The 19,129-nt window shown below is 72.3% G+C and carries 17 protein-coding genes; 8 read left to right on the top strand and 9 right to left on the bottom strand.

Annotation, left to right across the window (positions count from 1 at the left end; all coding sequences use genetic code 11):
• The first annotated feature begins 17 nt into the window (after positions 1-17).
• Both ACFO0B_RS13480 and ACFO0B_RS13475 read left to right on the top strand, forming a co-directional pair.
• Complete coding sequence (locus ACFO0B_RS13480; RefSeq protein WP_378612741.1) at positions 18-1,856, top strand: type IV secretory system conjugative DNA transfer family protein; 1,839 nt, start codon at positions 18-20, stop codon at positions 1,854-1,856.
• Positions 1,853-2,236, top strand: a complete 384-nt coding sequence (locus tag ACFO0B_RS13475) for a DUF4913 domain-containing protein (RefSeq protein ID WP_378612740.1) — start codon at positions 1,853-1,855, stop codon at positions 2,234-2,236. Before ACFO0B_RS13480 ends, ACFO0B_RS13475 begins: the two co-directional genes overlap by 4 nt.
• A gap of 38 nt (positions 2,237-2,274) precedes the next feature.
• On the opposite strand, the gene ACFO0B_RS13470 is transcribed toward ACFO0B_RS13475, so the two are convergent.
• Entirely contained in the window at positions 2,275-2,832 is a 558-nt protein-coding gene (locus ACFO0B_RS13470; protein WP_378612739.1) for a hypothetical protein, read from the bottom strand.
• A 232-nt stretch (positions 2,833-3,064) separates the two neighbouring features.
• Entirely contained in the window at positions 3,065-3,937 is an 873-nt protein-coding gene (locus ACFO0B_RS13465; RefSeq protein ID WP_378612738.1) for a peptidylprolyl isomerase, read from the bottom strand.
• 121 nt (positions 3,938-4,058) lie between these two features.
• Between ACFO0B_RS13465 and hisS the strand changes: the two genes are divergently transcribed.
• The 3 genes from hisS to ACFO0B_RS13450 all read left to right on the top strand — a co-directional run bounded on the left by hisS (position 4,059) and on the right by ACFO0B_RS13450 (position 7,158).
• On the top strand, positions 4,059-5,327 hold the full coding sequence (hisS, locus tag ACFO0B_RS13460) for a histidine--tRNA ligase (protein WP_378612737.1): 1,269 nt from the start codon (positions 4,059-4,061) through the stop codon (positions 5,325-5,327).
• A 97-nt stretch (positions 5,328-5,424) separates the two neighbouring features.
• Entirely contained in the window at positions 5,425-6,054 is a 630-nt protein-coding gene (locus ACFO0B_RS13455; RefSeq protein ID WP_378612736.1) for a hypothetical protein, read from the top strand.
• A gap of 93 nt (positions 6,055-6,147) precedes the next feature.
• A complete protein-coding gene (locus ACFO0B_RS13450) occupies positions 6,148-7,158 on the top strand; it encodes a malate dehydrogenase (protein ID WP_378612735.1) in 1,011 nt (336 codons plus the stop codon).
• Positions 7,159-7,239: 81 nt separating this feature from the next.
• On the opposite strand, the gene ACFO0B_RS13445 is transcribed toward ACFO0B_RS13450, so the two are convergent.
• From ACFO0B_RS13445 to ACFO0B_RS13430, 4 genes are all read right to left on the bottom strand, one after another.
• The gene (locus tag ACFO0B_RS13445) at positions 7,240-8,292 is read right to left on the bottom strand and encodes a 2-oxoacid:ferredoxin oxidoreductase subunit beta (RefSeq protein WP_378612734.1); all 1,053 of its coding nucleotides are present in this window, start codon (positions 8,290-8,292) and stop codon (positions 7,240-7,242) included.
• Positions 8,289-10,226 (bottom strand): 2-oxoacid:acceptor oxidoreductase subunit alpha, encoded by a 1,938-nt coding sequence (locus ACFO0B_RS13440; protein WP_378612733.1) that lies wholly within the window; start codon positions 10,224-10,226, stop codon positions 8,289-8,291. Before ACFO0B_RS13440 ends, ACFO0B_RS13445 begins: the two co-directional genes overlap by 4 nt.
• A 99-nt stretch (positions 10,227-10,325) precedes the next feature.
• Positions 10,326-11,339 (bottom strand): Rv2578c family radical SAM protein, encoded by a 1,014-nt coding sequence (locus ACFO0B_RS13435; protein WP_378612732.1) that lies wholly within the window; start codon positions 11,337-11,339, stop codon positions 10,326-10,328.
• Between the two features lie 21 nt (positions 11,340-11,360).
• Complete coding sequence (locus ACFO0B_RS13430) at positions 11,361-12,374, bottom strand: NAD-dependent epimerase/dehydratase family protein (protein ID WP_378612731.1); 1,014 nt, start codon at positions 12,372-12,374, stop codon at positions 11,361-11,363.
• Positions 12,375-12,511: 137 nt separating this feature from the next.
• Between ACFO0B_RS13430 and ACFO0B_RS13425 the strand changes: the two genes are divergently transcribed.
• Positions 12,512-12,829, top strand: coding sequence for a type VII secretion target (locus ACFO0B_RS13425; protein WP_378612730.1), 318 nt, complete (start codon positions 12,512-12,514; stop codon positions 12,827-12,829).
• On the top strand, positions 12,826-14,472 hold the full coding sequence (locus ACFO0B_RS13420) for a hypothetical protein (protein WP_378612729.1): 1,647 nt from the start codon (positions 12,826-12,828) through the stop codon (positions 14,470-14,472). The genes ACFO0B_RS13425 and ACFO0B_RS13420 overlap by 4 nt, the downstream gene beginning before the upstream one ends.
• Before the next feature lie 36 nt (positions 14,473-14,508).
• Here the strand turns inward: ACFO0B_RS13420 and ACFO0B_RS13415 are convergent, their stop codons facing one another.
• Together ACFO0B_RS13415 and ypfJ are read right to left on the bottom strand one after the other, a co-directional pair.
• Positions 14,509-15,036: a hypothetical protein gene (locus ACFO0B_RS13415; RefSeq protein ID WP_378612728.1), complete on the bottom strand. Its 528-nt coding sequence runs from the start codon at positions 15,034-15,036 to the stop codon at positions 14,509-14,511.
• 54 nt (positions 15,037-15,090) lie between these two features.
• The gene (gene ypfJ / locus ACFO0B_RS13410) at positions 15,091-16,011 is read right to left on the bottom strand and encodes a KPN_02809 family neutral zinc metallopeptidase (RefSeq protein WP_233019310.1); all 921 of its coding nucleotides are present in this window, start codon (positions 16,009-16,011) and stop codon (positions 15,091-15,093) included.
• Positions 16,012-16,177: 166 nt separating this feature from the next.
• Here ypfJ and aspS point away from each other — a divergent pair, with 166 nt between their 5' ends.
• Positions 16,178-17,989, top strand: coding sequence for an aspartate--tRNA ligase (aspS, locus tag ACFO0B_RS13405; protein ID WP_378612727.1), 1,812 nt, complete (start codon positions 16,178-16,180; stop codon positions 17,987-17,989).
• 110 nt (positions 17,990-18,099) lie between these two features.
• Here aspS and ACFO0B_RS13400 read toward each other — a convergent pair whose 3' ends face one another.
• On the bottom strand, positions 18,100-18,792 hold the full coding sequence (locus ACFO0B_RS13400; RefSeq protein WP_378612726.1) for a hypothetical protein: 693 nt from the start codon (positions 18,790-18,792) through the stop codon (positions 18,100-18,102).
• Positions 18,793-19,129 lie beyond the last annotated feature (337 nt).

The raw sequence follows: 19,129 nt of genomic DNA, 5'->3' as shown, positions 1-19,129 counted from the left end.
AGAGTCCGGAGGAGCGCATGGCAAAGAAGAACGTGGTCCAGGACCCGGCCGAGGTCGGGCCCGACCTCGGGCTGTACGCCGTCTACGCGGGCTTCGCGGTCTTCGGCACGCTGTATCTCTCGCTGCACCTCGGCAACTGGTTCGTGACGCCGCCGCAGGACATGCCGTTCAACCCGGTGGACATCGTCATCAAGCTGGTCAAGGGCGAGATCCGCTGGCCACCGGCCACCACCGCGCTCATCCTGCTGGCGATCGCGCTGGTGATCGCCTTCGCGCTGCTGCGCAAGCGCCGGGCGAAGAAGGCGTCGGTCGGGCGGCTCGGGGTGGACGACAAGGCCGACAAGATGGGCAACGGCGGTGCCATCGCGGCGCTCACCGAGGCGGGGGTGCGGGCCAAGGCCGAGCAGCTCGGCACCCGGTTGGAGCCGGGCCACAGCCCGGGCGTGCCGATCGGTATCGGGGTGGCCGACGGCGTCATGCTCTACGGCTCGTACGAGGATCTGCACCTCGACATCTGGGGTCCGCGGCAGGGCAAATCCACCTCCCGGGTGATCCCGGCCATCCTCACCGCCATCGGCCCGGTGCTGGCGACCTCGAACAAGCGCGATGTCGTGGACGCGACCAGGGATGTCCGGGAATCCAAGGGCAGCCGCACCTTCGTCTTCGACCCGCAGGGCGTCGCGGGGGAGGAGCCGACCTGGTTCTGGGACCCGCTCAAGTGGGTCGATGCCGCGCACGAGGGCTGCGAGATGCGCGCCGCCCGGCTGGCCGGGCACTTCGCCGACGGCGACGACGGCGAGGATGCCAAGGGCGACGCCTTCTTCGACCCGGAGGCCGAGGACCTGCTGGCCGGGCTCTTCCTGGCCGCCGCGGTCGGTGACGGGCCGGGGGAGCCGCGCCCGATCACCCAGATCTGGGAGTGGGTCACCAACCCGCTCGACACCGAGCCCATCGAGCTGCTGCGCCGGGCCAGGCACCACTTCACCGCCTCCGGCCTCTCCGCCCAGTACAACGCCGACCCGCGCACCAAGAGCGGCATCTTCGGCACCGCCAAGAAGATGGTGCGCTGCCTCAAGCTCTCCAATGTGCACCCGTGGGTGTCGCGGGGCGACGACCGGCGCGAATTCGACGAGCTGGCCTTCCTGGAGGGCAACGGCACCCTCTACAGCCTCTCGCTCGAGGGCCGCGGATCGGCATCGCCGCTGGTGAGCGCGCTCACCGAAGCGGTGATCGACGTGGCGATGCGCAAGGCGTCGAAATCACGCGGCGGCAGGCTGCCGGTCCCGCTGCTCGCGGTGCTGGACGAGGCCGCGAACGTGGTGCGCTGGAAGGATCTGCCGAAGCAGTACAGCCACTTCGGCTCGCGCGGCATCGTCGTCATGACGGTGCTGCAGTCCTGGGCGCAGGGCGTGCGCTGCTGGGGTCAGGCCGGGATGAACGCGCTCTGGGCGGCCGCGAACATCAAGGTGCTGGGAAGCGGGGTTGACGACACCAACTTCCTGCGCGAACGCTCCGAGGCGATCGGCTCGCACGACGCCATCTCGCAGTCGGTCTCGGAATCCAGTGGCGGCAAGAGCTTCTCCCGCTCGCTGAGCTCGTCCACCACGTTCAGCGTGCAGGCACTCGCCCAGCTGCCGCGCGGCCGGATCATCGTCTTCGCCTCCGGCGCGCCGCCCGTACTCGTTCGAACGGTGCCGTGGTGGGAGAGCGAGTACGCTGCCGAAGTGAAGAACTCCATCTCGCGGCACGATCCGCAGCGCAAGACGGAGATCACCGACCTCTACGGTTCGCCGTCGCTCGACAAGAAGATCGCCGGTGAGGATCAGGGGCATATCGAGGAGGTGCGGCCGCTGTGACGGAACCGCAGCAGCCCATGGTCTACGCGACCGTGGTGGAATTCGTCGAGAACTACCTGAGCGTGGTGTACCAGCGCCAGGTCACCGACCTCGGCGACACCGTCTGGTGTCCGGAGTGGTACAAGCACGCGGAGGCGGCGGCGCGGCTGGACGCCCTGTGGCGGGCCTTCGAGCACTACCGGCTGGACGGCGCGACCGGGATGAGCGTGTGGTTCCTCGACCACGCCGATCCGCACATGACGAAGCTCTTCGACCCGCGCGGGCCGTTCAAGTACTGCAGTGTGCGCAACGGGCACAAGGACATGCTCAACCCGCTGCCGGTGAAATCGCCGCAGCAGGGCGTTTTCGCCGATCCCACGCTGGGCGAGTACCGGATCTGACTGCCGTTGCCGGGCGGCGCGCCGCCCGGCAACGCCAGTCAGTTGCGGGTGCGCTGGAGGCCGCGCGAATCCTGCTCGCGTCCGCCGCGCTGCACCGACGGCGCGTCCGGGCGGGTGCGCACCGCCTCCTCCGGCGGTGCGCCGTGGCCCATCTCGACCAGCATCCGCACCGCGGCGAGTTCCGGCGCCACGCCCAGCCTTTCGAGGTGCTGCGCGATGGCGCTGCGCCGCTCGGCGGAGTCGTAGCGGATCGTCGGCGTCGCCTTCATCGCGGACTCGGCCGCGGCCATGCCGACCGAGTCCCGCTCGGCGGAGAGCCGATCCTTCTCCAGCGAGAGCCCCTTGGACGGCGTGGGCGCCCGGTCCATCAACCGGCTCAGCTCGACATTGCGCGGATCCTTCGCCTTGGATTCCCGCGCCTCGCGGACCTGGAGCTCCCTGGCCTCCTTCATCCTGGCCTCGGTGACCTTGACGCGGGCTTCGGCTTCCTTCTGACCGCGCTCCCTGGTGCGGAGCGCGACCAGTGTCGCGATCTGCAACATGGTCCGCATCACCGCGGCAGTCTCTTTGCCGATATCGTCCAGTTCCTCGGCCATGGCTGGCTCCCCGATGCCGCAGTTATCTGATGTGGTGGTGCACCAGACGAACGTCGCGGGACCTGTGAGGGACCACTCGGTAGGCAAATCGCTACCGGCGGAACTCCCTTCAGGTCCCGCGACCGAGAATGCTCCTCAGTCGAGGTTACAGGATGCTGCGACGAATGTGCGCGCCAACGGCGCGTTCCTGCGCATCGATCTGCGCAGAACCGGCGTCGAGTACCGGGCGGTTTCAGTCGATCTGGACGGTGTTCAGCGTGATGGGCTGGTTCGGCGCGCCGTCTCCCGGGCCACCGGCGTTGTTCGTGCCGACCGCGGCGATCCGGTCCAGCGTCGGCGTGCTCGCGTCGTCGACCCGCCCGAAGATCGTGTACTGCGGCGGGAGCTGGGAATCGCCGTAGACCAGGAAGAACTGGCTGCCGTTCGTCCCCGGCCCGGCATTGGCCATGGCGAGCACGCCGCGCTGGTACGGGACCGCTTCGCCCGCGGCGGGATCCATCTGGTCGTACTGGTCGGTCGGGTACTCGTTGTCGTACTCGTAACCGGGGCCGCCGCTTCCGGTGCCGGTGGGGTCGCCGCACTGCAGCACCTTCAGCCCCTCGCTCGCGGTGAGGCGGTGGCAGTCGGTGCCGTCGTAGAAGCCCTGGCTGGCCAGGCTGGCGAAGCTGTTGACGGTGCACGGCGAGGCCGCGTTGTCCAGGGTGACGCCGATCGGGCCCTGGTTGGTGTCGATGCTGATGCTCAGCGTGGCGTCGGCGCCGGTGGTGGGGATGCCGGTGGTCCTGCTCGGCTTCTGCACCGGCTTGTCCGCGGGCTTGGCGCCGTCCCGGTAGGTGCAGTCGACGGTCGCGGCCTTCGGCTTCGCCGCGGGCAGCTCGCCGGCGACCGGGGTGCTGGAGAGCGAGGCGTCGGCCTGGTCGGCGGTGCTGTCGTCGCCCCTGGTGAGGAAGTACACGCCGACACCCGCCGCGGCCACCACCACGACTCCGAGTACCGACCCCGCGATCGTCAGCCGCCTGCGCTTGCGCGCCCGCTCCGCCCGGTTGGCCAGCTGGCGTTCCAGCTTCCGCTTCGCCGCGGCCCGGCGCTGTTCGTTGCTCGGCACTGGCAGATCCTCCCGTTTCCGTGACTTCCGGCATACGAGTGTGCCATCCCTTCCTGAGACGACTCGCAGCCGTGCGGAACCGGTTGGACTCCGTACCCCCGGTGGAGGAAACTGGACCATCGTGACCAAGACCAGCAGCTTCTCCGCGCCCAAGGGAGTCCCGGACTACCTGCCCCCCGCTTCGGCCGAGTTCGTCGCCGTGCGCGACGGGCTGGTCGGGGCCGCCCGGCTGGCCGGATACGGGCATGTGGAGCTGCCGATCTTCGAGGACACGGGGCTCTTCGCGCGCGGCGTCGGCGAGTCCACCGACGTGGTCAGCAAGGAGATGTACACCTTCGCCGACCGCGGCGAGCGCAGCGTCACGCTGCGCCCCGAGGGCACCGCGGGCGTCATGCGGGCGGTGATCGAGCACGGCCTCGACCGCGGCCAGCTCCCGGTCAAGCTCTGCTACGCGGGCCCCTTCTTCCGCTACGAGCAGCCGCAGGCCGGGCGGTACCGCCAGCTGCAGCAGGTCGGGGTGGAGGCGATCGGGGTGGACGACCCGGCGCTGGACGCCGAGGTGATCGCCGTCGCCGACGCGGGGTTCCGCGGGCTCGGGCTCACCGGCTTCCGGCTGGAGCTCACCTCGCTCGGCGACGACACCTGCCGCCCGCAGTATCGCGAGCTGCTGCAGGAGTTCCTGCTCGGGCTGCCGCTGGACGAGGAGACGACGCGCCGCGCGCGGCTGAACCCGCTCCGCGTGCTGGACGACAAGCGCCCCGAGGTCCGCGAACTGACCGCGAACGCCCCGCTCATGCTCGACCACCTCTCCGAATCGGCCAAGGCGCACTTCGAACAGGTGCTCGGCCACCTGGACGCGCTCGGCGTGCCGTACGTGGTGAACCCGCGCATGGTCCGCGGCCTCGACTACTACACCAAGACCACCTTCGAGTTCGTGCACGACGGCCTCGGCGCGCAGTCCGGGATCGGCGGCGGCGGCCGCTACGACGGGCTGATGGCGCAGCTCGGCGGGTTGGAGCTGTCCGGGATCGGGTTCGGCCTCGGGGTCGACCGCACCGTGCTCGCGCTGCGCGCGGAGGGCAAGGAAGCGGGGAACCCGGCGCGTTGCGACGTCTACGGGGTGCCGCTCGGCGACGCCGCCAAGCAGCGGCTCGTGGTGCTGGCCGGGGAGTTGCGCGCGGCCGGGATCCGGGTGGATCTCGCCTACGGGGGGCGCGGCGTCAAGAGCGCCATGAAGGCCGCCGACCGCTCCGGCGCTCGCTTCGCACTCGTCCTCGGCGACCGCGACCTCGCCGATGGCACGATCGGGGTGAAGAACCTGGCCGACGGGGAGCAGCGGCAGGTGCCGCTGGCCGAGGTGGCCGGCGTGCTGCGGGATCAGCTCGGCTGAGCCGGAAAGGAGAGCCCCGGATGAACGAGGACGCCGCCCCCGAGGACGCCGCCCCGAAGCCCGCCCCGGCCCCGCCCCGGCCCCGGCCCGGCCCCCGGTGGGGCTGGATCTGGTCGAGTCCGAGGCGTACGCCCCGATGCTGCGCAGGCTCGCCGCGTTCGCGGCCGGGGCCGGGCTGATCGCGGCGCTGCTGGCCGCGGTGCTGCTCGGCCCGACCCCTGCGCTCGCGGTGTTCCTGGTGATCGCGGCGCCGACCGTGCTCACCGTCGCGGCGGTGCGCCGCCGTCGGATGTGGCTGGCGGGTGGGGTGATCCACGCGCGCGGCGTCCTCGGCGAGCGCCGGGTGGACGCGGCCGCGGCCACCGAGGTCGCGGTGCTGGTGCTGCCGGGGCGGATCAGCCGGGTCGCGCTGCGGATCACCGCGGGCGGTCCGGCGATCACCGTTCCGCTCGCGCTCTACACCGGCGGCCCCGGCGCCGATGCGGGCGAGGCGCGCGGCCGGGAGCTGCCGCTGCTCGGGCTGCGCGGCCTCGCCGACGCGCTCGCGGCCGCCCCGCTGGCGGCGGCGCTCGCGCTCTCCTCGGTGCTGGTGGCGCAGCTGCGCGCCGAGGCGCGCGACGCCCCGCTGGAGCAACGCCCGCTCTACCGCGCGGTACGGGCCGCGCTGGACGCCGGGCACCGGCGCGCCGTCGTGCTCAGCGACCGGGAGATCGCCGACCTGGTCTGAGCTGTCTGCTCGCTCACCTTCGGCGGCCCGCGGCGGTGAGCCTCAGTAGGGTTGGGAGCGTCCGTGCACCCCGCTCAACAGGAGAGCCCCGTCGTGACCAGCACCGATCGCACCGCCCCGGTGACCGTCGCCGTCACCGGCGGCGCGGGCCAGATCGCCTACGGGCTGCTCTTCCGCATCGCCTCCGGCGCCATGCTCGGCGCGCGGACGCCGGTGCGGCTGCGGCTGCTGGAGATCCCGGCGGCGGTCGCCTCGCTCGCCGGCGTCGCGATGGAGCTGGAGGACGGCGCCTTCCCGCTGCTGGAGTCGGTCGACATCAGCGACGACCCGTGGACCGGCTTCGCCGGCGCGAACGTCGCGCTGCTGGTCGGCGCGCGGCCGCGCACCGCGGGTATGGAGCGCGGCGACCTGCTCGCCGCCAACGGCCCGATCTTCACCGAGCAGGGCGCCGCGATCAACGCCGTCGCCGCGGACGACGTCAAGGTGCTCGTGGTCGGCAATCCGGCCAACACCAATGCCTTCATCGCCGCGAGCAATGCCCCCGACGTCCCGGCCGAGCGCTTCACCGCCATGACCCGGCTGGACCACAACCGCGCGCTCGCCCAGCTGGCCCGCAAGACCGGGGCGCCCGCCGCCGAGATCGCCCGCGTCGCGGTCTGGGGCAACCACTCCGCCACCCAGTACCCGGACATCACGCACGCCACCATCGGCGGCAGGGACGCCCGCGCGGTGATCGCCGACCCGGCCTGGGTGGAGCGCGACTTCATCCCGACCGTGCAGCAGCGCGGGACCGCGATCATCGAGGCGCGCGGCGCCTCCTCCGCGGCCAGCGCCGCGAGCGCCGCCATCGACCACATCCACGACTGGGTGCTCGGCACCGCGCCCGGCGACTGGACCTCCATGGCGGTGCCGTCGGACGGCTCCTACGGTGTGCCCGATGGGCTGATCAGCTCGTTCCCGGTGACCTGCGCCGACGGCGAGTACCGGATCGTGCCCGACCTGGAGATCGGCGACTTCTCCCGGGCCAGGATCGACCTCAGCGTGGCCGAGCTGGCGCAGGAGCGTGCCGCGGTGGTCGACCTCGGCTTCGCCAAGAAGGACTGATTTCTTCCGGCCCCGGGCCGGAAGCGGTCGCCCGGTGCCCCGGGGCTGCCGCTGGGCTGGTGGGCTGCCGCGCAGGTGCCGTCAGTCCGCGGGCGGACCGACGGTCCAGGTTTCGGGGCCGTCGAGCAGTGCCTGCAGATCGCCCGGCTCTCCCGCGGCGGCGAGCTGGGCCCGCACCCCGTCGTCGTAGGTCGGGCGCGCGACATCGCGCAGTACGCCGGTGACCACATGGTTCAGCTGCTGGTCGCCGAGCCGGGCAAGGGCGTGCGCGTACCCGGGGTCGGCGCTGTGCGCGTCGTGCACGACGACCTCGACCTCGCCCACATCGTCCGCCCGCACCACCGCCAGCCCGAAACCCGAGCGCACGACGGCGAATTCGCGCTCGGCGCCGAAGCGCAGCGGCTCGCCGTGCCGGAGCGGGATCAGGCGCCGCGGCGCCTCCTCGCGGCGCAGCACGTCGAACGAGCCGTCGTTGAAGATCGGGCAGTCCTGCAGGATCTCCACGAAGGCAGCGCCCCGGTGCGCGGCCGCCGCGCGCAGCACCTCGGTGAGCCCGGACCGATCCGAATCCAGCGCCCGGCCGACGAAGCTCGCGTCCGCGCCGAGTGCGAGCGCGAGGGTGTCGAAGGGGTGGTCCACCGAGCCGAGCGGCGTCGACTTGGTGACCGTTCCCGGCTCCGAGGTCGGCGAGTACTGCCCCTTGGTGAGCCCGTAGATCCGATTGTCGAACAGCAGGATCGTCAGGTTCACATTGCGCCGCAGCGCGTGGATCAGGTGGTTCCCGCCGATCGAGAGCGCGTCGCCGTCGCCGGTCACCACCCACACCGAGAGGTCCGGCCTGGTCACCGCGAGCCCGGTGGCGATGGCGGGCGCCCTGCCGTGGATGGAGTGGATGCCGTAGGCGTCCAGGTAGTAGGGGAAACGGCTGGAGCAGCCGATCCCGGAGACGAACATCAGGTTCTCCCGGCGCAGCCCGAGCTCGGCGAGGAAGCCGCGCACCGTGGCCAGGATGACGTAGTCGCCGCAGCCGGGGCACCACCGCACCTCCTGGTCGGTGGTGTAGTCCTTCGCCTTCTGCGGGGTCAGCGAAAGCGGCACGTGGGCGAGCCCGTTGTGCCCGTCGGTGATCGTCATCGGTCGCCCCCGGTCCGGTAGGTCGCCCGCGCGCGGGCGGCGAGATCCTTGTCCCGCTCGAGGTCCCGGATCGAGCCGTCCAGCGCGGCATCGATCACGCCGACGAGCTCGGCGGTGCGGAAGGCGGTTCCGGTGGTCCTCGTCCACGGCACCACGTCCACCAGGTAGCGGGCGCGCAGCAGCAGCGCCAGCTGCCCGCCGTTCAGCTCCGGCGCCACCACCGTGCGGTACCGGCCGAGCACCGCGCCGAGGTTCGCCGGGAACGGATTGAGGTGGCGCAGCTGCGCGTGTGCGACCGAGCGGCCGCGGCGGCGCGCCCGGCGGCAGGCCTCGCCGATCGGGCCGTACGAGCTGCCCCAGCCGATCAGCAGCAGCTCGGCGGCGCCGTCCGGGTCGTCCACCGCGAGGTCGGGCACCGCGATGCCGTCGATCTTCGCGCGGCGCAGCCGGACCATGAGGTCGTGGTTGGCCGGATCGTAGGAGATGTCGCCGGTGCCGTCGGCCTTCTCCAGACCGCCGATCCGGTGCGCCAGCCCCGGCGTGCCGGGCACCGCGTACGGGCGGGCCAGCGTCTCCGGGTCGCGGGCGTAGGGCAGGAACTCGCGCTCGGGGTCGGGCGCGGCGAAATCCGGGTCGATCGGCGCCAGCTCGGCCACGCGCGGGATCGCCCACGGCTCCGAGCCGTTCGCGATGGCGCCGTCGGAGAGCAGCAGCACCGGGGTGCGGTAGGTCAGCGCGATCCTGGCCGCCTCGATCGCAGCGGCGAAACAGTCGGCGGGGGAGCGCGGGGCGAGCACCGGCACCGGCGACTCCCCGTTGCGGCCGTGCAGCGCCTGCAGCAGGTCGGCCTGCTCGGTCTTGGTGGGCAGCCCGGTGGAGGGGCCGCCGCGCTGTACGTCGACCACCACCAGCGGGACCTCGGTCATCACCGCCAGCCCGATCGTCTCGCTCTTCAGCGCCAGCCCCGGACCCGAGGTACTGGTGACCCCGAGCGCGCCGCCGAGCGCGGCCCCGAGCGCCGCGCCGATCCCGGCGATCTCGTCCTCGGCCTGGAATGTGGTGATGCCGAAGGCCTTGTGCCTGCTCAGTTCGTGCAGGATGTCCGAGGCCGGGGTGATCGGGTAGCTGCCGAGGAACACCGGGATCCCGGCCAGCCTGCCCGCTGTCACGATGCCGTGGGCGAGCGCGGTGTTCCCGGTGATCTGCCGGTAGGTGCCCGCGGGCAGCGCGGCGGGAGCGACGTGGTAGGTGGTTGCGAAGCTCTCCGTGGTCTCGCCGTAGGCGAACCCGGCCCGGAAGGCGAGCAGGTTCGCCTCCGCGATCTCCGGCCGCTTCGCGAACTTCTCCCGCAGGAAGCGCTCGGTGCCACCGATCGGGCGGCCGTACATCCAGGAGAGCAGCCCGAGGGCGAACATGTTGCGCGCCCGCTTGCCGTCCTTCTTCCCCGCGCCCGCCGCCTCGGTGGCGCCCGCGGTGAGCGCGGTCATCGGCACCCGGTGCACGACCAGGTCGCCGAGAGTGCCGTCGTCCAGGGGATTTTCGGCGTACCCCGCCTTGGCCAGGTTGCGCCGGGTGAACTCGTCGGTGTCGACGATGACGGTGCCGCCGCGCGGGAGCTCGGCCAGGTTGGCGGCGAGCGCGGCCGGGTTCATGGCGACCAGCACGTCGGGCTGGTCGCCCGCGCTGAGGATGTCGTGGTCGGCGATCTGGATCTGGAACGACGACACCCCGGGCAGCGTGCCCTGCGGCGCCCTGATCTCGGCCGGGAAGCTGGGCTGGGTGGCGAGGTCGTTGCCGAATGCGGCCGCCTCGTGCGTGAAGCGATCCCCGGTGAGCTGCATGCCGTCGCCGGAATCGCCGGCGAAGCGGATGACGACGCGATCCAGCGGGGTCGGCCCGCGGGCCTCCGCCGGATGCTCGGGGGGCACAGTCACTGCCTGCCTCACCGTCCTCGTCGTCGAGTGGTGCTCGGGGCGCACCCGCCAAGGTACTCCCGCGGGGCAGCGCCGTCCGGCGTACTCGCGGATACCGGCTCAGCCGAAGAGAGCGAGCTGCGGGGCCGACCCAGGCTCGGGGCGCGGGGGCGGTGCGCCTGCGACGCTGTCGCGCACCAGCCCGTGCCGCTCGCGCAGCGGGTCGACCCGCCCGCGCAACCAGCTCGCATACTCCGGCGAGACCGTCGCGCCGCGCCCGTACAGCTGCCGGTAGCGGCGCAGGAGCGCCGGGTGGTGCTCGGCCACCCAGCCGAGAAACCAGCCCTTCGTACTGCCGCGCAGGTGCATGGGGAAGGCGGTCGCCGACTCCGCCCCGGCCCGCGCCAGCGCGGCGAACAGCGCGTCCAGCTGCTCGCTGCCGTCGGTGAGGTACGGGATCACCGGCGCCACCATGACGTTCACCGCGAACCCGGCGTCGGCCAGCGCGGCGATCAGCTCCAGCCGCGCCTTCGGCGCCGGGGTGCCCGGCTCGAGGCCGCGGTGCAGCTCCGGGTCGAGCATCGAGAGCGAGACCGCGATCCGCACCGGGACCTCGCCCGCCGCCGAGGCGAGCAGCGGCAGATCCCGGCGCAGCAGGGTGCCCTTGGTGAGCACCGAGAACGGCGTGCCGGAGGCGGCGAGCGCCCGGATGATGCCGGGCATCAACCGGTACCTGCCCTCGGCGCGCTGATAGGGGTCGGTATTGGTGCCGAGCGCGACCGGCTCGCGGCGCCAGGACTTGCGGCGCAGCTCGCGCCGGAGCACCGCGGCCACATTGGTCTTCACCACCAGCTGGGAATCGAAATCCGCGCCCGCGTCCAGCTCCAGGTACTCGTGCGTCGGGCGGGCGAAGCAGTACCGGCAGGCGTGTGAACAGCCCCGGATGGGGTTCACCGTCCAGCGGAACGGCAGCGTCGAGTTCTCCGGCACCTCGTTCAGCGCGCTCTTGCAGAGCACCTCGTGGAAGGTGATCCCCTCGAATTCCGGCGTGCGGACGGTGCGGACGAAGTCGGCCCGGCTCAGCCCGGGTAGCGCGCCGTCGTCCGCGTCGAGGGACTGCCCCTGCCACCGCACGCCATCAGTCGAACACCAGTTCTAGGCGGTGTCAAGCGTGTCCGCGGGCGCCTGGCGCGGCGGCAGGGTGCCGTCGGCGAAGAAGCGCACCAGGTCGGACACGGTTTCGGGCATCGGCCGCGGCTGATATCCGAGCTCCGCGCTCGCCCTGCTGTGATCGACCTCCGGCGCGGAGACCAGCGCGCCGAGCGCGGCCTTCGAGACGATATCGGTCTTGAACAGCTTGCCGAGCGGGGCGAGCAACGGGATCGCCCGCTCGACCGGGCGGGCCGGGATGGTGAAGCGCGGCCCGCGGGTGCCGCCCGCGCGCGCGGCGGTGCGGCACAGCTCCGGCATCCGGACCATCTCCCCGCCGAGCAGGTAGTTCTCGCCGGTGCGGCCGCGCTCGCCGGCCAGGACGAGTCCGTGCGCGACATCGCGCACGTCGACCAGGTCGAAGGCGCCGTCGATCATGGCCGGGAGCCGGCCGCGGGCCGCGTCGCGCAGCGTCCGGTTGATCCGGGAGAGCGGCGTGCCGTGGTCGGCCGGGCCGTAGACGCCGGTCGGGTTGCAGAGCACCGCGTCCAGCCCCTGCTCGATCACCGCGCGCAGCTCCTGCTCGCCCGCCCACTTGGAGCGGTCGTAGACCGGCAGGCCCGGGTCGGTGGAGCGTCCGGAGCTCTCGTCGATCCGGCCGCCGCAGCCGTACTGGTCGTAGGCGTGGATGGAGCTGGCATGCACCAGCCGCCGCGCGCCGGTCGCGAGCGCGGCCTCGGCGACCACCCGGACGCCCCTGGTGTTCACCCGCCAGGCCAGATCGTTCCGGTCGGCCAGGGTGATCACCGCGACCAGGTGGTAGACGATCTCGGCGCCGTCGATCGCGGCGCGCACGGCCGCCGGGTTCAGCACGTCGGCGCTCACCCAGGTGACGCCGTCCGCGGCGGGCCCGGCGGGAACGGCACGGTCGACGGCGATCACCTGGTGACCGCGGTCGGTGAGCAGGGGGAGGAGGTTGGAGCCGAGGTATCCCGCGGCGCCGGTCACTGCGACCTTCATGGCGACGACAATATAGAACTTGTTCTAATTTGCAACACGTTCTACTTTTTTCGGGCCTCCGGCAGGCTGAATCGGTGCAGGGCTCTGCGTTATATTGGGCCGACGAACGTGTACGACGATGTTGGGGGGCAACTCGGATGACCGATCTCTCGGTGGACACCGACGGGGTGCGGGATTTCGCCGCGACGAATGCCGGGGCGGCGGCGCAGATCGCCGGGGCGGGGAACTTCGACGCGGTGGCCAATGTATCCGCGCTGACGCCGGTCTTCGGCCTGATCGGGGCCGACTACCTGGTCATGTTCGCGGCCGCGCAGGTGCTGCAGGCACGCGATATCAACGACCTCTCCGGCAAGGTCGGCAAGCTCTCGAACTCCGCGTTCAACGCGGCCGCGGCCTTCGACGGCCAGGAGACCGCGAGTGCCGCCGGGCTCGGCGCGATCGGGGCGGCGCAGTGAGGCCGCTCGACACCGGCGTGATCGGCCCGGCCGCTGAGCCGGAGCAGCTCGCGTCCGAGGCGCTCACCGCGACCATCGACCCGTCGCGGTACGCGATCCAGGATGTGGTGCTGCCGCAGCTGCCCGCCGATCTCGAGCCCGTCGATGCGCCCGAATTCGTGCTCTCGCAGCGGATCACGGACGAGCCGGGCAACAACTCGGCGCTGCCGGGCGGGCTGCCCGGGCTCTCCGGGCACGGCACCGGCGACGGCGCGCAGGACGTACTCGCCGGGCTTCCGCCCGAGGTCGCGGGCGGGGCCGACGCCCTGCTCGGCACCGCGACCGGGGCGCTGGACGGCGCGAATCAGCTGGCGCAGCAGGCGTCCTCGGCGCTCGGCGCGGCCGTGGCGCCGGTCGCGAGCGGCGTGCAGCAGGCCGCGCAGGACAGCGGGCTGCTCGGCGGCGGCGACACCGGAGCTCCCGCGGCGCCGCTGCCCGCCCTGCCCGCCGACCCGGTCGGCGCGCTGCTCAACGGGCTCGCGCTGCCCGCGCTGCCCGGCGTCGACCTACTCATGAAGCCGATCCTGGATCTGCTCGGCAGCTTCGGCACCGGCGTGCTCGGCGCGCTCGACCCGACCGCCGTCCTCAGCGCCTCCTCGAAGGTCATCGACACCGCCATGCAGGTGGCCAAGGGCAGTCTCACGACCGTCGACCAGCTGTGGCAGGGGCAGGCCGCGCGCAACGCGCAGGTGGTGGGGCAGCAGGCGCAGAACCAGGGCACCGAGACCAGTCAGCGCGGGATCGATATCTCCGAGATCACCCAGCGCGCCGCGGCCGCGGTGCAGCAGGGCAACGCGCAACTGCTCGGCATCGCCTCATCGCTCGCCGGCCAGGCGGTCGCGCTCGCCCCGGTGATCGTGACCCCGCCCGCGCAGGCGACGCTGATGGCGACGGCCACCGAGCACCTGGGCCGGGCGGTGACGGTGGCCAATGCCACCCGCGGTGATCTGGCCGGGAAGACGGCCGAGCTCACGGCGGCGGTCAACCAGCTGATCGCGCCGGGCGGCGGGCCCGCGCCGCAGGAGGTCGCGCAGGCGGTGATGCAGAACATCGCCGAGCCGATCATGTCGCAGGCCAAGGACCAGGTGGAGTCGGCGACCACCGCCGCGGGGCTGGACACCCCGGTCTCGACGAGCGGCACGCCGTCGACCACCCCGGCGTCGGTGACGCCGGGTACCGCGCCGAGCAGTCCGGGTACGCCCGGCATCGTGCCCGGCTCGCCCACCTCCCGCCCCGGCACCCCCGGCTACAGCCCCGGCACGCCGAACAGCACCGTGACACCCAAGGTGACACCGCTGCCGAACGCCGTGATCTCGCCGATGCGCGGGGTCCCCGGCGTGCCGGGTACCCCGCTGGCCGGCGGGGTGCCGAGCACCACGGCGACCTCCACGGCCGGCTCGTCCGGCTTCATGGGCGGGGCCGGCGGTGCGGCGGGCACGGGCCAGCGCGGCGACGACGAGCACGGCCGCACCGTGCAGCCGTACCAGAGCCGGACCGGAAACGACGACCTCACCGGCCCGCTCGGGGAGTCGACGCCCGAGGTGATCGGGGCGACGCACACCGACGAGCTGTTCGGCACGGACTACGACCAGGACCAGTTCTGAGGGTCCGGGGCGGGCGAGCGCCCGCCCCGGATCAGCTCAGCGCTGCTCCTCGAAAGCCGCCAGCACCTTCCGGTAGAGCTGGTCGAACCGGTCCCGCGCCTTCTTCTGGTCGTCGTTCAGCCCGTCGGTGAAGCCGGGGGCGTAGACGATGGCGTGCACCGCGTCGGAGTCCCGCTCCGGCATGACATCGATGATGCGCGAGCCCTGGTCGGAGACGCCGGGCATGCCGAGGTCCAGCTTCGCCAGCTCCGCCGTCTCGCTCACCGCCGCCTTCAGGACGTCCGCCGGGACCGTTCCCCCGACCTCGTGCGGCGCGTCATCCGGACCGCGGTCCGTGGCGACGGCGTCCGGCACCCGCACCGCGCGGCCGTCGGCGTACACCTGCAGCTCGGGGCGCAGGTCCACCCTGGTCTGCCAGCCGTTCGGGATGGTGGTCAGGGTGAGCAGCGGGACGGCGGCGGAGGCCGGCGTGGCGCTCGGCGCCGCGGGCTCGGCGTGTGCCGTGCCCGGCCCGCCGAGCAGGGCGGAGATCAGCAGCACCGGCAGCAGCAGCGCTCGTCGCATCGTGTGTCCTTCTCTCGGAACGGCTTCGGGAGGGTTCCCGGCCGCAGACGATGGTCAGCGCAGGGCAGGGGGGTTGTCCAGGTTTCGCGCCGAATAGGTGTCGCACGCAGCCAACTGGCCGGTTCGGTACCCGGTGAGGAACCACTTCTGCCGCTGGTCCGACGAGCCGTGCGTCCACGCCTCCGGATTGACCCGGCCCTGCGAGGCCCGCTGGATCCGGTCGTCGCCGACGGCCGCCGCCGCCGACAGCGCGTCCTTGATGTCGGTCTCGGTGAGCGGCTTCAGGAACGGGGTGTCGCTGCCCGGCGCCGGGGTCTTGTCGGCGTAGTGCGCCCACAGCCCGGCGTAGCAGTCGGCCTGCAGTTCGGTGCGCACCGCGCCGGACTCGGCGCCCTGCGGGTCGTTCTGCGCCCTGGCGATATCGCCGAGCTGGGTCTGGATATGGTGACCGACCTCGTGCGCGACGACGTACTCCTGGGCCAGCGGGCCGCCGCTGGAGCCGAACCGGTCCACCAGCTCCTGGAAGAACGAGGTGTCGAAGTAGGCGTTGTTGTCGGCCGGGCAGTAGAACGGGCCGACTTCGCTGGTGGCATTGCCGCAGCCGGTGCTCACCGCGCCGGTGAAGAGCGTCAGCTTCGGCTGCTCGTACTGCACCCTGGCCTGCGCGGGCAGCTGCTCGGTCCAGACCGCGTCCAGGCTCTGCGCGGTGAGCACCACCCGGCAGTCCACGTAGCGGTTCGCGTCGGCGCCGGTCTTGCAGTGCTCCGGGGTGCCCTCGGTGGCGCTCTGCCCCTCGGTGCCGCCCGCCCCGGTGAACTGGCCGAGGATGGAGCCGGGGTCGCCGCCGAGCAGCAGTGCCAGCACCACCAGGATGATGCCGCCCGCGCCACCGCCCAGCGCGATCTTGCCGCCCCGCCCCGGCCCCCCGCTCGAGGCTCGATTCGGGTCGATCTGCAGGCCCTCGTTGAAGGTCATGTCGTCGCTTTCTGTTCGAACTGCCCGCGCGCCGGTACAGCTTGGCACGGCTATACCCGGTCAGGGTGGACGGATATCGGTTTCCCCTCGCTCGGCGGGTCTCACTACGATGGCTACCGCACTGGTCACGCCCTACCGGTGCCCGGACCCCGTCGAAAGGAACCCCGTGCTGCGCACCCACTTGGCCGGCTCGCTGCGAAGCGAGCACGCCGGCCGGACCGTCACCCTCACCGGATGGGTGGCCCGGCGGCGGGACCACGGTGGCGTGATCTTCATCGATCTGCGCGATGCCTCCGGTGTGGTGCAGGCGGTGTTCCGGCAGGGTGAGGCCGCCGGCCAGGCGCACCGGCTGCGCGCCGAGTACTGCGTGCGGATCACCGGCGCGGTGGAGCTGCGCCCGGACGGCAACGAGAACCAGGAGCTGCCGACCGGCGCGATCGAGATCGACGTCACCGAGCTGGAGGTGCTGAACGAGAGCGCCCCGCTGCCGTTCCAGCTGGACGAGCAGCCCGGCGAGGAAACCCGGCTCAGGTACCGCTACCTGGATCTGCGCCGGGACACCCCGGCGCACGCGATCCGGCTGCGCTCGAAGGCGAACGCCGCCGCCCGCTCGGTGCTGGCGGGGCACGAGTTCGTCGAGGTCGAGACGCCGACGCTGACCCGCTCCACGCCCGAGGGCGCGCGCGACTTCCTGGTGCCCGCGCGGTTGCAGCCGGGCAGCTTCTACGCGCTGCCGCAGAGCCCGCAGCTCTTCAAGCAGCTGCTCATGGTCGGCGGCATCGAGCGCTACTACCAGATCGCGCGCTGCTACCGGGACGAGGACTTCCGCGCCGACCGGCAGCCCGAGTTCACCCAGCTCGACCTGGAGATGAGCTTCGTCCGGCAGGAGGACGTGATCCTGCTCGCCGAGGAGATCCTGGCCGCGCTGTGGCAGCTGATCGGCTACGAGATCCCGACCCCGATCCCGCACATGACCTACGCCGATGCCATGCGGCGCTACGGTTCGGACAAGCCGGACCTGCGCTTCGGCGTCGAGATCACCGAATGCACCGAGTATTTCGCGAACACTCCGTTCCGGGTGTTCCAGGCGCCGTACGTGGGTGCGGTCGTCATGCCCGGCGGTGCGAGCCAGCCGCGGCGGCAGCTGGACGCCTGGCAGGAGTGGGCCAAGCAGCGCGGCGCAAAGGGGCTGGCCTACGTGCTGGTCGGCGCGGACGGCGAGCTCGGTGGGCCGGTGGCCAAGAACCTGAGCGAGGACGAGCGGGCCGGGCTGGCCGCGCACGTCGGCGCTGTGCCCGGCGACTGTGTCTTCTTCGCGGCCGGGCCGGCCAAGGCGCAGCGCGGGCTGCTCGGCGCGGCGCGCGGGGAGATCGCGCGCAAGGTCGGGCTGATCGACGAGAACGCCTGGTCCTTCGTCTGGATCGTGGACGCGCCGCTCTTCGAGCCGGCCGCCGACGCCACCGCGGGCGGCGACGTCGCGCTCGGGCACTCGGCCTGGACCGCCGTGCACCATGCCTTCACCTCGCCGAAGCCGGAGTCGCTGGAGACCTTCGACACCGACCCGGGCTCGGCGCTCGCCTACGCCTACGACATCGTCTGCAACGGCAACGAGATCGGCGGCGGCAGCATCCGCATCCACCGCCGTGACGTGCAGGAGCGGGTCTTCGCGGTGATGGGCATCGAGCCGGAGGAGGCGCGGGAGAAGTTCGGCTTCCTGCTCGACGCCTTCGCCTTCGGCGCCCCGCCGCACGGCGGCATCGCCTTCGGCTGGGACCGGATCGTCGCGCTGCTGGCCGGGCTGGACTCGATCCGCGAGGTCATCGCCTTCCCGAAGACCGGCAACGGCGTCGACCCGCTCACCGACGCGCCCGCCCCGATCACCCCGCAGCAGCGCAGGGAGGCCGGGTTGGACGCCGAGCCGGAGCAGAAGGACAGGGCGAAGGGCAACGGCGTCGCCGCTGCCGCCCAGCAGAACTGAGCGCGAACGGGCGGCGGTCCACGGGGACCGCCGCCCGTTCGGTCAGACCGGGGGAGTGTGCACCGCCCACGAGCGCGCGGAACGCCGCCCTCTCGCGACCGGCGACCGGGTCACACCGGAGAGAGCGCGCCACCGGTGAGCGTGCGGAACGCGTAGGTCACCGCGAGGGTGGCGATCGGGAACGCCACCAGCAGCCCGAGCCCGCAGGCCAGGAACCCGAGCAGTGTGATCACCAGCACGGCCAGCGTCAGCAGCACGACCGGCCACAGGTTGCCGACCACCAGACCGGCACTGGCCCGCAGCGCGGCGAACGGCCCGAGATCCTGGTCGATCACGAAGTGCAGCGAGAACATGCACAGCACGCCGACCACGATGCCGGGCAGCAGGCAGAACGCCGAGGCCAGCAGGGTGAGGGTGAAGGCGAGCAGCGCGGTGAGCACCACATTGCCCGCGTTCAGGTACTGGAAGAACGCCCCGAAAGTGGGGCGGTGCCCGTCGCATTCGTAGAGCGCGCCGCGGATCATGGCCGCCTGCAGCACCCACACGCCGACGATCAGCACCAGGAACAGCAGCAGAACGGCGAAGAGCGAGGTCGGCTCGAAGATCCGGACCACCAGCACGAACACCAGGTACAACAGGACGCCGAGCGCCGAGATCGCGATCCAGGTCGGGATGTCCGCGCGGAACTTCTCCCAGCCGTAGCTGATCGCCCGCCCGACGTCCAGCGCCTCCGGCGCGCGGTTCTCGTAGCCGTACTGCGGCCGATCGTCCGGGTAGGCGCTGGCGCCGGAGCCGCTGTACATCTGCTCGGTGGGGTCGGGCCCCGTGCCTTGCGGGCCGTATGCCGGACCCCCGTATCCCGGACCGTCCGGTCCGGGATCGTAACCGGGGGGCGCGGGTTGCGGCGCGGAGTGCTTCGGCCCGGTACCCTGAGGCTGCGAGCCGGGCTGGCCGTAACTTTCGGTCATCGTCCGGGGACCCTTTCGACGCGGGGGCGGTGGCGGCGGAACGCCAAGCCTACGCGGAGATGGTGTGCCCATGCCGAAGGTCGGATCATGGTGTGCCACACCACGGTCGAGATCGAGGCGACCCGACTCGCGCGGGCGATGCCGAGCACGACGGCGCGTGTTGCGCGGTCGC

This window comes from Nocardia jiangsuensis (genome assembly GCF_042650385.1).
In the GTDB taxonomy this organism is placed as follows: Bacteria; Actinomycetota; Actinomycetes; order Mycobacteriales; family Mycobacteriaceae; genus Nocardia; species Nocardia jiangsuensis.
This window is presented reverse-complemented; position numbering and strand designations above follow the sequence as displayed.